Below are 12,895 nucleotides of genomic sequence, written 5' to 3' on the forward strand. Positions count from 1 at the left end.
TTGTCACCCATTGCGACGGCGGCGGCCGCGCCGCTCTCGCTGCCGCCGCAGCGGCCCGGGCCGGCTATCGCGATGTTCGCGCCTATTACCTCAGCTTCGCCGATTGGGCGAAGGATGAAAGCTGCGCGATCATTCGCGATTGAGCGAGCGTGGTCCCGGCGGCTACCAGCGGTAAATTTCGGCGATGGCAGCGGAAATGGCGCGCCCGAAGAGATTCGAACTCCTGACCCCCAGATTCGTAGTCTGGTGCTCTATCCAGCTGAGCTACGGGCGCGCAACAGGCCGTGTGTGACACAAGCCTCGCGTTCCGGTCGAGACGGCCGGCCGCGATGTGGAGTGTTCCCTAACGACTGAATTTGAGAATTGCAAGCCGATCCGGCAAAAGTTTTGTCGCAGGCGGTTCCCCGATGTGGAGGTGTGCCGAGATTCAGGTCAGGCCGAGACGAAAATGGTGGATTCCGAGAACCGGAGCGGAGCGTACTTAAAGTACGTGAGCACCGGAAGCGCAGGAAGCTGTCATTTGCAGGCCGGCATCACCTGAATATCGGTACACCTCAAGCGGGGCGGCGCAAGCCGTTGCGCGCTTGGTCGAGCCGGACCGGCTGGTCGGGGATGGTGACGGCGAAGACGGTGCGGCCGCCGATCGATTCGACAAGCTCGACCGAGCCGCCATGGGCGCGGATCAATTCGTGCGCGATCGCCAGGCCGAGGCCGGTGCCGCCGCTGCGCGCCGAGCCCCGGAAGGCGGCGAACAGGTTCTCGCGCGCCTTGGGGGGCAGGCCGGGGCCGGTGTCGGTGACGGTGATGCGGCTGACGCTGCCGTGACGCTCGGCCGCCACCGCCAGCCGGCGCACAACCGTCCTCTCCGTATCGGCGGCCATCGCCTGAATGGAGTTGCGGCACAGATTGGTGAGCACGCGGAAGAGATGGTCGGAATCGGCGTCCACCTCGAAGGCATGCTCGACGGCGTTGATGAACTCGATGCCTGTCTCGATGTCGAGCAGGCCGTGCACGTCGTCGACCAACTGGCGCAACCTGAGGCGTCGGCGTGACGGCGCCGGCTCCTGCGTGCGGCCATAGGCGAGCACGCCCTCCGAATAGGCAACGGCGCGGTCGAGCGCGCGCACAAGTTTCGGCGCGAAGGATTGCACAGTCGGATCCTTCACCTGGCGCAGGCGGTCGGACATCAGCTGCGCGGAAGCCAGGATGTTGCGCATGTCGTGATTGATCTTGGAGACGGCGAGGCCGAGGTCGGCGAGATGCTTCTGTTCGGAAAGCATCTTCTGCAGCCGGTCCTGCATCTGCGCCAGCTCGCGCTCGGCCACGCCGATCTCGTCGGCGCGCTCGGTCGGACAGATTATGCGCCCGGGATCGTCTGGCGCCTCGGAGAAGGACAGGATCGAGCGCGTCATGGTGCGGATCGGCCCGATCATGATCAGGTCGATCGCCGCATAGACGAGCATTGCGGTGAACAGCGAGATGAGCAGCGAGACGACGGCGACATTGCGCGAGTATCTGAGCATAGCGTCGCGCAGACGGTAATCCGGCATGATCAGCTCGAATTCCTTGTCGCTGTCGCCGACCGGGCCGAAGACGCGCAGCATGCGCTTGCCGCCGAAGAACAAAGTGTCGAGCGCGCCGGTCATGCCGTTGACCAGGCCGACATTGGCGATGTCGATATGCTCGTCGACCTGCGGCGGCATGTCGGAAACGACGAGCAGCCGCGACACGCCGCCGTCGCGCACGGCGATCGCCTTGGCGCCGATCGCCATCAGCACATCGTTCTGGGCATTGTGCGACAGCGCGTTGGGCTCGCCCTGCAACAAAACGATCGACACGGCGGCGGCGGTGCTCAACCGCTCCTTCAGCCAGTTCACCCGGTAGCTGGCGATCCAGGGCAGGAAGATCAGGATTTCGGCCAAAAGCACGAACGCGATGGTGAGCAGAAGAAGCTTTGTCGACAGGCCGCGCGACAGCGGCACCCGGCGCGTCGGGTTTGCCGCCGGGGTTGCCTTCTCGTTCGTGGACAGAGTTTCACTCGTCATTGACGCGCATTCACAAAGGCTTGATCGGGCAAGATTATGCGATTTGCGGCTTTTTTGCCAATTTCATCGTCACCCCGCAAAAAATTGCCTCGCGGCGGGCGGATTGACTTCCAAAAACCTTCTTTCTATAAGCCCGCTCACGCTCGGGCCATTCGTCCCGGCGCGGTTTCGATCGCGCCTAAGCCGGCCCGGCAAAGCTCCTGTTACAGAGTGACAGAATCAAGAAGGGCCGCACCCCGCGGTATTAAAACAAATGAAGCGTACATACCAACCGTCCAAGCTCGTCCGGAAGCGCCGGCATGGTTTCCGTGCCCGCATGGCCACCAAGGGTGGCCGTGGCGTCGTTGCTGCCCGCCGTAATCGCGGCCGCAAGCGGCTCAGCGCCTGAACGAAAGACGAGATCGTTGCCCGCAACCGGCAAGCCAAAGGGGAAAACTCCCGGGCGGCTTCTGAAACGCGCGGACTTCCTGGCTGTGCGCGGCGGCGAGAAACGCCGCGGACGGCTTTTTCTCGTTGAAGTTCTCGACCGCGGCGACGACCTTGCGCCGCGTGTCGGCTACACCGTCACCAAGAAGGTCGGCAACGCCGTGGTGCGCAACCGCGTCCGGCGGCGGCTGAGGGAAGCCGTGCGCGTTCACGCCGCCGATGACATGGCGCCCGGCAATGATTATGTCATCGTCGGGCGTGAAGACGTGCTCGCCACTCCGTTCGGCCAGTTGAAGGCCGAGCTTTCCCGCCGGCTACGCGGCGCACGATAGGCCAAGGGCTTTCGATGGAAAACAACCGCAATTTCTTCATCACCATCGCGCTGTCGGTGTTGATCCTGACGCTCTGGCAGGTGTTCTACATGAACCCCAAGATGGAGCAGCAGCGCGAGCAGGCCCGCATCGAGCAGCAGCGCGTCGAGGCGCAGAAGAAGGAAGCGGGCGGCGGCGCCAATTCCGGCGCGACCGGAACGTCGGCCCCGGCGGCCGGCAGCGTTCCCGGCGCACCCGGCGGTGAAGCGGTGACCGCCGCCAGCCGCGACCAGGCCATTGCCGCCACCAAGCGCGTCAAGATCGACACGCAAAGCCTCGAAGGCTCGATCAACCTGACCGGCGCGCGCCTGGATGACCTGAAGCTCAAGCACTATACCGAGACGGTCGACAAGAATTCGCCCGAGATCGAGCTGCTCAACCCGTCGTCGCTGCCCAACGGCTATTTCGCCGAGATCGGCTTCGTCGGCAACGATGCGACCGGCGCTGTACCGGGCGCGGATACGGTGTGGAGCGTCGAAGGCAATCCGACGCTGACGCCCTCGACGCCGGTGACGCTGACCTTCACCAACGACAAGGGCCTGACGTTCAAGCGCACCATCTCTATCGACAACGAATATATGTTCACCGTTTCCGACACGGTGCAGAATTCGGGAACGGCCGCCGTCTCGCTCTACAATTACGGGCGCGTCACCCGTTTCGACAAACCGGCCGTCGCCAGCACCTATGTGCTGCATGAAGGTCTGATCGGCGTGACCGGCAGCGAAGGGCTTACGGAGTACAAATACGCGGCCATCGAGAAGGACAAGGAAGTCAAGCCAGGCAAATCGACCGATGGCTGGCTCGGCATCACCGACAAATACTGGGCCGTGACGCTTGTGCCGACGGAGAAGCAGCCCTTCCAGCCGAAATTCTCCTATTTCGAATTCAAGGACGGGCCGCACAGCCACAGCTATCAGTCAGACTTTCTGTCCGACGCGATCAGCGTCGCGCCGGGACAGTCGACGACGATCGAGTCCGAAATCTTCGCCGGCGCGAAGGAAGTCTCGACCATCAACGCCTATGAAAAGGACCGGCACATCCGCCAGTTCGACCTGCTGATCGACTGGGGATGGTTCTATTTCATCACCAAGCCGATGTTCTGGCTCATCGACACGCTCTACAAATTCTTCGGCAATTTCGGCCTGGCGATCCTCGCCACCACCGTCGTCGTCAAGGCGATCTTCTTCCCCCTGGCCAACAAGTCCTACGCCTCAATGGCGAACATGAAGAAGGTGCAGCCGAAGATGGTCGAGATCCGCGAGAAATACGCGGACGACAAGATGAAGCAGCAGCAGGCGATGATGGAGCTGTACAAGACCGAGAAGATCAATCCGCTGGCCGGCTGCTGGCCGGTGGCGCTGCAGATCCCGGTCTTCTTCTCGCTCTACAAGGTGCTCTACATCACCATCGAGATGCGGCACGCGCCCTTCTTCGGCTGGATCCACGACCTTGCGGCGCCCGATCCGACGTCGATCTTCAACCTGTTCGGCCTGCTGCCCTTCGCGGCGCCCGCCTTCCTGCCGCATATGGGCGCCTGGGCGGTGGTGATGGGCATCACCATGTTCCTGCAGATGCGCATGAACCCGGCGCCGCCGGACCCGACGCAGGCGGCGATCTTCACCTGGATGCCGGTGATCTTCACCTTCATGATGGGCTCGTTCCCGGCAGGCCTCGTCATCTACTGGGCCTGGAACAACACGCTGTCGATCCTGCAGCAGGGCGTGATCATGAAGCGCCAGGGTGCCAAGATCGAATTGTGGGACAATCTGGCGGCGATGTTCCGCAAGAAACCATCGCCGGCGGAATAGAAGGCACCCGACCTTACAAAGCGAACCCCGGCCATTGGCCGGGGTTTTTCGTTGGAGATGCCAACGGGACTGCGCCAACATTCGCGATTGGCCGTGGCTTTACATCCCGGAGCGACGCGCGCAGACCCTTACTATCACGCTAAGGCGTTGTAACGGTTACAGAATTCTGCACCCTCACACTCTGCCGCAAAGGTCACGGAATGGATCCTCGGGTCAGGCCCGAGGATGACGACGTCACGGAGGTTTTCGGTCAATCACCAACGTCGGCGGCATTTTGGGGCAAGGCGATCGCGATGGCTTTTGGAGTTCAGATAACCGGCATGCCTTGATCGCCGTCATCCTCGGGCTTGTCCAGAGGATCTACCGGCCTCTCTGAACTGGACGCGCTACATCCTCCGCATGCGGCGGCGGATGCTCGGGACAAGCGCGGGGATGACGGCATTGCGTTGGCCTTCGCCGATAAACCCATACGTGACCTCGATACACCAGAATGATTTTCGGCAAATTGTCCGAGGCTGGTGAAACTCCGCCCGCCCCCGCTTCGTATGATTCCCGTCCTCCCCAAAAAGGGCCGGGCGGCTTCCGGCGCAGCGACGCCGGTGTTTGGGAGGCTGGTCCGGCAGACCCGGGGTCCCGCGGGCGGCGGGATCCCGGTCCTTTATTCCATGACCGCGCTGTGATCGACCTTGGCCGGGGCGCCGGGCTTGCGCAGCAGAAGCACCAGCGGGATCGCGGCCAAGGACAGGATCATCATCAGCTTGAAGTCGTCGACATAGGAGATGATCGTCGCCTGCAGCGTGACGAGGCCGTCGAGCGCGGCGCGGCCGGCGGCGGTGTAAGGGCTCAGCGCCTGCGAGACCGCCGCATCGCCGAAGGCCGGATTGTAGGGCGTCACATAGGTGGCGATGTTGGCGTGGTTGATCTGCTGGTTCTGCGTCAACAGCGCCGAGACCACCGAGATGCCCACGCTGGAACCGATGTTGCGCGACAGGTTGTAGAGGCCGGTGCCTTCCGCCCGTCGCTCCGGCGCCAGCGTGGCGAAGGTGATGGTGGTGAGCGGCACGAACAGGAAGCCCAGCCCGGCGCCCTGGATGAAGCCGGTGCTGATGATCGTCCATTGCGAGACGTCCGGCGTCCAGCCGGTCATGTCGTACATCGCCCAGGCGGTGATGGCGAGGCCGATGAACAGCAGCCAGCGCGTGTCGACCTTGCCGACCAGCCGGCCGACCAGGAACATGCAGGCCATGGTGCCGAGGCCGCGCGGCCCCATGACGATGCCGGCCGTCACCACCGGGTAGCCCATCAGCGTCTGCAGATAGGGCGTCATCAGGGCCAGCGAGGCGAGATTGGTGATGCCGATGATGAAGATGAAGATCATGCCGACGGCGAAGTTGCGGTCGAGGAACAGCCGCGGGTTCACGAAAGTGTCGCGCGCGGTGAAGGTGTGGACGATGAAGATGTAGAAGGCCGACGCGCAGACCAGCGCCTCGACAATGATCTCGGCCGAGGAGAACCAGTTGAGCTGCTCGCCACGGTCGAGGAACATCTGCAGCGAGGCGATGGCGAGGCTGAGCATGCCGAAGCCCAGCCAATCCAGCCTGGCCTTGAGGTCGAGCTTGGTTTCCTGGACGAACATGGAGACGCCGATAAAGGCCAGCGCGCCGACCGGCACGTTGATGTAGAACACCCAGCGCCAGGAGACGTTCTCGGTCAGCCAGCCGCCGATGACCGGCCCCAGCACCGGGCCGACCATGACCGAGACGCCGAACAGCGCCATGGCCGAGCCGCGCTCCTCGACGCTGTAGATGTCGAGCAGGATCGACTGCGACAGCGGCACGAGCGCCGCGCCGAACAGGCCTTGCAGCAGGCGGAAGCCGACGATCTGCGGCAGCGACTGCGAGAAACCGCACAACACGGAAGCGACGACGAAGCCGGTGATCGCCACCAGAAGGATGCGCTTGCGGCCGAAGCGATTGGCGAGATAGCCGGACGGCGGCGTCATCACCGCGGCGGCCACGATATAGGAGGTGAGCACCCAGTTGATCTGGTCGGCGCTGGCCGAAACGCTGCCCTGGATATAGGGCAGCGCGACATTGGCGATGGTGGTGTCCAGCGCCTGCATGATGACCGCCAGGATGACGCAGGCGGTGATGGCGCCGCGATTGGCGACCACGGGCGCGCCTGTCGCGGAAGCCGTTGTCATGACTTTGGTCCGGATTGCTTGAGGAGGTTGGCGATGAAATCGGGCAGGCCGCGGGCATGGCCGGTGCCGATGTCGACCACCGCGCTCATGCCGCCGCGCAGCGGCGGCTTGCCGTCCGGATCGTCGATCGTCACGCGCATCGGAATGCGCTGCACGACCTTGACCCAGTTGCCCGAGGTGTTCTGCGCCGGCAGCAGCGAGAAGCTGGACGACGATGCAGGGCTGATCGAGCCGACGGTGCCGTGCCAGACATCGCCCGGATAGCCGTCGATGCTGATCGTCGCCTTCTGTCCCGGCCGCACATAGGTGAGCTCGGTTTCCTTCGGCTCGGCGGCGATCCAGATGTCGGTCGACGACACCAGGCTGAAGGCCGGCTGCGAGGCCGGCAGGTATTTGCCGACCTGCAAGGCGTCGACATTGGTGACGATGCCGTCGAACGGCGCCTTGACGACGGAATCGTTGAGGTTGCGCTGCGCGTCGTCCACCGCCGACTGGGCCTGCAGGTAGAACGGGTTCTGCTCGACCGGCTGGCTGGCGTCGCCGCCGAGCTGGGCGAGCATTGCCTGCGCCTGCGCCTTGGCGACGGTCACCTTCTGGCGGGCCGCGATCAGATCGTGCTGGGCGCTGTCGAATGTCGCCTTGGAGGCGGTCGAGGTCTTGAGCAGATCCTGCTGACGCTGGAAGGCGGACTCGTAATAGGGAATGTCGGCCTCGGCCTGGTCGATCGAGGCCAGCGACTGCTGGTAGCTTGCCTGCAGCGTCAGCACCTGGTTGCGCACCGTGCCGAGCTGCGCCTTGGCGCCGGCGAGCGCGGTCTCGAAGGAGGCGGGCCGCAGCCGGAAGAGCACGTCGCCCTTCTTCACCGCCTGGTTGTCGTGCACATCGATCTCGTCGACGGTGCCGGAGACGTCGGTCGACACGCCGAGCGACTGCGCCTGGATATAGGCGTTGTCGGTGGTCATGATCTGGCCGCCGACGACATAGTAGTAGCCGCCGGCCACCAGAGCGACGGGCAGCAGCGCGAACAGGATCGGCCGGGTGAGGCCGCGGCGCGGCTTGGCGGGAGCGGGCGGAGTTACGGTGACGGAAGCCGGCTTCGGCTGCGCCGAAGGCGCCTCCAGCGTCGCCGGCTCCGGCGCCACGGGCGCTTCCAGCTCATCGTCTTCGACGACAGGCGGATTATTGCCGCGCCTTTGCTCGCGCTGGCTGTCCAGGCGAATGACCTGGTCGCTTGCTCTTTCGCCGGCATTTTCTCCGTCGGCGGGCTTTCTGGGTGAGGTTCCTTCAGACATGGACTTTCTCCCGGTCGACGGCCGGCTGGGTGCAGGCCTCGAGCAGATTGGATTTGATCAGGCAAAGGGTTTGCAGCAGTTGCTGCTGCGCGTCCGCGGACAGGCCGGCGAAGGCTTCGTCACGCGTTTTCCGGCCGTTGCTGCGCATCACCTCAATCAATGGATGCGCCTGCGGGGTCAGATAGAGGAGCCACGCCCGGCGGTCGGCAGGATCGGGCCGGCGCTCGATGAAGCCGCGCGCTTCCATCTTGTCGAGCAACCTTGCGAGCGTGATCGGCATGATCTCGATGAGGTCGGCCAGCTTGTTCTGGTGGATGCCCTCATGCACCGAAAGAAAGGCCAGCACCTGCCATTGCGCGCGGGTCAGCCCAAAGGCGCGCGAGCGCTGCTCGAACCACTTCCTGAGCAGGCGCGCGACATCGTGCAGCACGAAGCTGATATTGGGCGAGGAGGGCATGGGAGAACTTCGGGGCCGGCGGACAAACTTTCGTGAGCATGCTTATTATCATCATGCACATAATCCCGCTGGACGCCGAGCGCAAGACCGACTAAGGCGCTTGCTAAAAATATCGCATAGGCCAGAACCCGGCCCGCTCGGCTTGGGTTTTCGGCAAGGACAAGACAATGAACCGGCTCAAGATCACCATGCTGGCGCTGCTCATGGGATACGCTTTTCCGGCCGCCGCGAAGGACGCGGTGAGCTGCGGCGGGGCGGCGATGCTGGGCGGCGCGCAGCTCAACTGCAGCCACGTGCAACCCAAGGCGCCGCCGCAATTCTGCACCTTCAGCTGGGCACTGCACACGATGACCAGCGACCAGAAAATCGTCGAAGGCAGCTTCTCGCTGCCGCCCGGCGCGTCGAACGTCCAGGTCTATCAGGGCAGCGGATTCGACAGCGCCCTTTCCAACCCGATCGTGATCTGCCGCGGCAATCATTGAACAGTTGTGCCGGGGCCGGATCACGTTAGTTTGATCGGACGTTGACCGCGCCGGAACGCATTGTCTTTCTGTTTTTACGCAATTCCGGACGGAAAAACCGCTCACACTTTTCCTGGAATTGCTCTAGCCACGGAGGGACCGCGATGACCGGACCCAATCCCAACATCAAGCATCCGATCGCGACGTATCCGCGCGTCGGCTTCCTGAAGGGGCTGGTGACGTCGCCCAACATCGAGATCGGCGACTTCACCTACTATGACGATCCCGATGGTCCCGACAAATTCGCCCAGAAATGCGTGCTGCACCACTATGACTTCATCGGTGACCGGCTGGTGATCGGCAAGTTCTGCGCCATCGCGGAAGGCGCGCGCTTCATCATGAACGGCGCCAACCATGCCATGTCCGGCTTCTCGACCTATCCGTTCAACATCTTCGGCCACGGCTGGGAGGAAGGGTTCGATCCTGAGACCTGGTCGAAGGAGATCCGCGGCGACACGAACGTCGAAAATGACGTGTGGATCGGCATGGATGCGGTGACCATGCCGGGCGTCAGGATCGGCAATGGCGCCATCGTTGCGGCGAAATCGGTTGTCACACACGACGTGGCGCCTTATGCGATCGTCGCCGGCAATCCGGCAAGGACAGTGAAGATGCGCTTCGACGAATTCACGGTGCGGCGGCTTTTGAAGGCGGCCTGGTGGGACTGGCCGGTCGACAAGATCAGCCGCAATCTCAACGCTATCCGCGGCGTCGACATTGCAAGACTGGAGGCAGCGGCTTGAGCGCACCCGACACGAAAAGCGACAAGATGGCGGTTGATCCGGAGCTGTTCACCCGCGGCTGGATCTTCATCCGCGGCGTGCCATCGATGAAGTTCCTGCCGCCGGAAGGCCCGCCGGAGATCGCCTTCGCCGGCCGCTCCAATGTCGGCAAGTCGTCGCTGATCAACGCGCTGGTCGGACACAAGGGCCTGGCGCGCACCTCGAACACGGCGGGGCGCACGCAGGAGCTCAACTATTTCGTGCCGGACGGGTTCTCCGGCGAAGGCGCCGACCTGCCGCCGATGGCGCTGGTCGACATGCCCGGCTACGGCTATGCCAGCGCGCCGAAGGACAAGGTCGATGAGTGGACGAAGCTCATCTATGAATATCTGCAGGGCCGCGTGACGCTGAAGCGCGTCTATGTGCTGATCGACGCGCGCCACGGCATCAAGGCCAAGGACGAGGAAGTGCTGACCCTGCTCGACAAGGCGGCAGTGTCCTACCAGGTGGTGCTGACCAAGACCGACAAGATCAAGGCCGCCGGCGTGCCGAGGCTGATCGAGGAGACGCTGGCCAAGATCAAGAAGCGGCCGGCCGCTTTTCCCGTGGTCCTGGCGACATCATCGGAAAAAGCCTCGGGTCTCGACGAGTTGCGCGCCGCGATCGTGCTGGTGGCGAACGGCGGCTGACGCCGTCCGCCTGAGGCCGATCAGCCGCGAATCACTCCGTCTCTTCGCGTTCGGGCTCGCGATCGCGCCGGCCGGTGAGGATCTCGCGCTTGCCGACATGGTTGGGGGCGCCGACCAGACCTTCCTTCTCCATGCGCTCGACCAGCGAGGCGGCGCGGTTGTAGCCGACGCCGAGGCGCCGCTGGATGTAGGAGGTCGAGCATTTCTTGTCGCGCTTGACCACCTTGACCGCTTCCTCAAAGAGCGCATCGCCATCCTCCTCGGCGATCGCGCTCTTGTCGAAGACCGGGCCGGCATCGGCCGCCTCTTCAGCCTCCTCTTCGTCGGCGGTGACGGTGTCGAGATATTCAGGACGCCCCTGCGCTTTCAGATGCGCCACGACATGCTCGACCTCGAGATCGGAAACGAAAGGACCGTGCACGCGCGAAATGCGTCCGCCGCCGGCCATGTGCAGCATGTCGCCCTGGCCGAGCAGCTGTTCGGCGCCCTGCTCGCCCAGGATCGTGCGGCTGTCGATCTTGGACGTAACCTGGAAGGAGATGCGGGTGGGGAAATTGGCCTTGATCGTGCCGGTGATGACGTCGACCGAGGGGCGCTGCGTAGCCATGATCAGGTGGATGCCCGCGGCGCGCGCCATCTGCGCCAGTCGCTGGATGGCGCCTTCGATCTCCTTGCCGGCCACCATCATCAGGTCGGCCATCTCGTCGACGATGATGACGATATAGGGCATCGGCGCGAGGTCGATCACGCGTTCCTCGAACAGCGGCTCGCCGGTGCCCTTCTCGAAACCTGTCTGCACCCGCATGGTCACGACCTCGCCCTTGTCGCGGGCGCTTGCCGCGCGCTGGTTGTAGCCGTCGATGTTGCGCACGCCGAGGCGCGCCATCTTGCGGTAGCGGTCCTCCATCTCGCGCACCGCCCATTTGAGCGCCGTGACCGCCTTCTTGGGATCGGTGACGACCGGCGTCAGAAGGTGCGGGATGCCGTCATAGACGGAGAGTTCCAGCATCTTGGGATCGACCATGATGAGGCGGCATTCCTCCGGCTTCATTCGGTAGAGTAGCGACAGGATCATGGTGTTGATGGCGACCGACTTGCCGGAACCGGTGGTGCCCGCCACCAACAGATGCGGCATCTTGGCGAGCTCTGCGATGACCGGTTCGCCGCCGATCGTCTTGCCGAGGCCGAGCGCCAGCTTGCAGGAGGTGTTGCGGAAACCGGCCGATCCGATCAGCTCGCGGAAATAGACCGTTTCGCGCGTCTCATTGGGCAATTCGATGCCGATCACATTGCGGCCCGGCACCACGGCGACGCGCGCCGAGATCGCCGACATCGAGCGGGCGATGTCGTCGGCAAGGCCGATGACGCGGCTGGATTTCACGCCCGGCGCCGGCTCGAACTCATAGAGTGTGACGACCGGACCCGGCCGGACATGGATGATCTCGCCTTTGACGCCGAAATCCTCCAGCACGCTCTCGAGCAGATCGGCATTCTGCTCCATGCGCTCCTGCGACATGTAGAAGCCCTGGCCTTCCGGCGGCATCTGCAGGAGCTCCTCGGAGGGAAGCTCATAGCCGACGGAAGCCGGCAACGGCACGACCTCGCCGGCAATGGGCAAGGAGGGTGCCTGCCTCGCCATCCTTGCGCTTGCCGGTGCCGGAGTCGTGATGGCCTCGGCAGGTATCGGCTGGGCGGCCACTTGGGACGGCGTCGGCGCCGGAGCAGGGCTTATATCCGCCGCGTTGGAGCGCCACTCGATGACCCGATAGAGTGATGTCGCCTCGCCCATGAAGGCGGCGCGAGGCGGCATCGGTCGCGCCGCCGGCGCCGGCATCGGCCTGACGGGCGGCGACACTGGCACTGCGGAGGCCTGGCCCGCTTCATTCAGGCGCGTCCGCGCCAGGCGCTCGGCGAGGAAGGGCATGCCGAATTCGAAGAAGGCGTGATCGGAAAGATAGGACCAGCGCAGTCCGCTCGGGCGCGGCTTTTGTGCCGGAGCGGCGGTGGGCTGGAGCGGCGCAGCGGGAGCGACGGGCGTGGCGGCGGAAGGCGCGATGACCGGTTTCGCTTGCGCCGGCGCCGCGGCTCGAGCCGCAGGAATCGTCCGAACTGAATTGGCTGGCGGCGGAGCCGGCGGTGCAGGCCGGACGGGCTCGCGGGCCGGTGTCCTGGCCGGCGCGGCATCTTCCTGCGGGGCGGCTCGCCGGGCGAGATCGGTGTCCGGTGTGCGGGTGAACCGCACATTGGGCGCAAGGAAAAAATAGTCCTGCCAAGCCGGGCGGCTGAACTCGCCATCGTCCGATTCGCTCGCCGGCGCGACGCGCAACGCGACCACCTGCCCAGTTTGCGTCTGCGGAACCC

General features: G+C 64.2%; 12 protein-coding genes and 1 tRNA gene. 7 read left to right on the plus strand and 6 right to left on the minus strand.

The features are described 5' to 3' along the window. Nucleotides 1-143, plus strand: a 143-nt coding sequence (locus EOA24_RS44100) for a rhodanese-like domain-containing protein (RefSeq protein ID WP_348633071.1), incomplete at its 5' end; no start/stop codon positions are given. 54 nt (nt 144-197) lie between these two features. Here EOA24_RS44100 and EOA24_RS11915 read toward each other — a convergent pair. Both EOA24_RS11915 and EOA24_RS11920 read right to left on the minus strand, forming a co-directional pair. Then, a tRNA-Arg gene (locus EOA24_RS11915) sits at nt 198-274 on the minus strand. A 280-nt stretch (nt 275-554) separates the two neighbouring features. Next, nucleotides 555-2,045 (minus strand): HAMP domain-containing sensor histidine kinase, encoded by a 1,491-nt coding sequence (locus EOA24_RS11920; RefSeq protein ID WP_126080191.1) that lies wholly within the window; start codon nt 2,043-2,045, stop codon nt 555-557. 253 nt (nt 2,046-2,298) lie between these two features. Here EOA24_RS11920 and rpmH point away from each other — a divergent pair, with 253 nt between their 5' ends. Genes rpmH through yidC form a run of 3 tightly spaced genes read left to right on the plus strand, consistent with a single transcriptional unit; the run spans nt 2,299 to nt 4,650 of the window. Next, entirely contained in the window at nt 2,299-2,433 is a 135-nt protein-coding gene (gene rpmH / locus EOA24_RS11925) for a 50S ribosomal protein L34 (protein WP_008833937.1), read from the plus strand. Between the two features lie 16 nt (nt 2,434-2,449). After that, nucleotides 2,450-2,803, plus strand: coding sequence for a ribonuclease P protein component (gene rnpA / locus EOA24_RS11930; RefSeq protein ID WP_112128961.1), 354 nt, complete (start codon nt 2,450-2,452; stop codon nt 2,801-2,803). 14 nt (nt 2,804-2,817) lie between these two features. Then, the gene (gene yidC / locus EOA24_RS11935) at nt 2,818-4,650 is read left to right on the plus strand and encodes a membrane protein insertase YidC (protein ID WP_126080190.1); all 1,833 of its coding nucleotides are present in this window, start codon (nt 2,818-2,820) and stop codon (nt 4,648-4,650) included. Nucleotides 4,651-5,308: 658 nt separating this feature from the next. On the opposite strand, the gene EOA24_RS11940 is transcribed toward yidC, so the two are convergent. From EOA24_RS11940 to EOA24_RS11950, 3 genes are read right to left on the minus strand one after another with little or no spacing between them, the layout of a single operon-like run. After that, nucleotides 5,309-6,853 (minus strand): DHA2 family efflux MFS transporter permease subunit, encoded by a 1,545-nt coding sequence (locus EOA24_RS11940; RefSeq protein ID WP_127409814.1) that lies wholly within the window; start codon nt 6,851-6,853, stop codon nt 5,309-5,311. Further along, nucleotides 6,850-8,145: an HlyD family secretion protein gene (locus EOA24_RS11945; RefSeq protein WP_126080188.1), complete on the minus strand. Its 1,296-nt coding sequence runs from the start codon at nt 8,143-8,145 to the stop codon at nt 6,850-6,852. Before EOA24_RS11945 ends, EOA24_RS11940 begins: the two co-directional genes overlap by 4 nt. Beyond that, nucleotides 8,138-8,602: a MarR family transcriptional regulator gene (locus EOA24_RS11950; protein ID WP_126080187.1), complete on the minus strand. Its 465-nt coding sequence runs from the start codon at nt 8,600-8,602 to the stop codon at nt 8,138-8,140. Before EOA24_RS11950 ends, EOA24_RS11945 begins: the two co-directional genes overlap by 8 nt. Nucleotides 8,603-8,769: 167 nt before the next feature. Here EOA24_RS11950 and EOA24_RS11955 point away from each other — a divergent pair, with 167 nt between their 5' ends. From EOA24_RS11955 to yihA, 3 genes are all read left to right on the plus strand, one after another. After that, nucleotides 8,770-9,084: a hypothetical protein gene (locus tag EOA24_RS11955; RefSeq protein ID WP_126080186.1), complete on the plus strand. Its 315-nt coding sequence runs from the start codon at nt 8,770-8,772 to the stop codon at nt 9,082-9,084. 143 nt (nt 9,085-9,227) lie between these two features. Beyond that, nucleotides 9,228-9,866: a CatB-related O-acetyltransferase gene (locus tag EOA24_RS11960; protein WP_126080185.1), complete on the plus strand. Its 639-nt coding sequence runs from the start codon at nt 9,228-9,230 to the stop codon at nt 9,864-9,866. 26 nt (nt 9,867-9,892) lie between these two features. Beyond that, entirely contained in the window at nt 9,893-10,534 is a 642-nt protein-coding gene (yihA, locus tag EOA24_RS11965; protein WP_126083623.1) for a ribosome biogenesis GTP-binding protein YihA/YsxC, read from the plus strand. 31 nt (nt 10,535-10,565) lie between these two features. Here yihA and EOA24_RS11970 read toward each other — a convergent pair whose 3' ends face one another. Continuing rightward, nucleotides 10,566-12,869, minus strand: coding sequence for a DNA translocase FtsK (locus tag EOA24_RS11970; protein ID WP_245501783.1), 2,304 nt, complete (start codon nt 12,867-12,869; stop codon nt 10,566-10,568). Between the last annotated feature and the right edge of the window lie 26 nt (nt 12,870-12,895).

This window comes from Mesorhizobium sp. M2A.F.Ca.ET.039.01.1.1, from assembly GCF_003998035.1.
GTDB lineage: Bacteria > Pseudomonadota > Alphaproteobacteria > Rhizobiales > Rhizobiaceae > Mesorhizobium.

Coding starts and splice junctions, on each gene's coding strand:
- rpmH (WP_008833937.1), top strand. CDS start 2,299: ATGAAGCGTACATACCAACCGTCCAAGCTCGTCCGGAAGCGCCGGCAT.
- yidC (WP_126080190.1), top strand. CDS start 2,818: ATGGAAAACAACCGCAATTTCTTCATCACCATCGCGCTGTCGGTGTTG.
- EOA24_RS11920 (WP_126080191.1), bottom strand. CDS start 2,045: ATGACGAGTGAAACTCTGTCCACGAACGAGAAGGCAACCCCGGCGGCA.
- yihA (WP_126083623.1), top strand. CDS start 9,893: ATGGCGGTTGATCCGGAGCTGTTCACCCGCGGCTGGATCTTCATCCGC.
- EOA24_RS11955 (WP_126080186.1), top strand. CDS start 8,770: ATGAACCGGCTCAAGATCACCATGCTGGCGCTGCTCATGGGATACGCT.
- EOA24_RS11960 (WP_126080185.1), top strand. CDS start 9,228: ATGACCGGACCCAATCCCAACATCAAGCATCCGATCGCGACGTATCCG.
- EOA24_RS11945 (WP_126080188.1), bottom strand. CDS start 8,145: ATGTCTGAAGGAACCTCACCCAGAAAGCCCGCCGACGGAGAAAATGCC.
- EOA24_RS11950 (WP_126080187.1), bottom strand. CDS start 8,602: ATGCCCTCCTCGCCCAATATCAGCTTCGTGCTGCACGATGTCGCGCGC.
- EOA24_RS11940 (WP_127409814.1), bottom strand. CDS start 6,853: ATGACAACGGCTTCCGCGACAGGCGCGCCCGTGGTCGCCAATCGCGGC.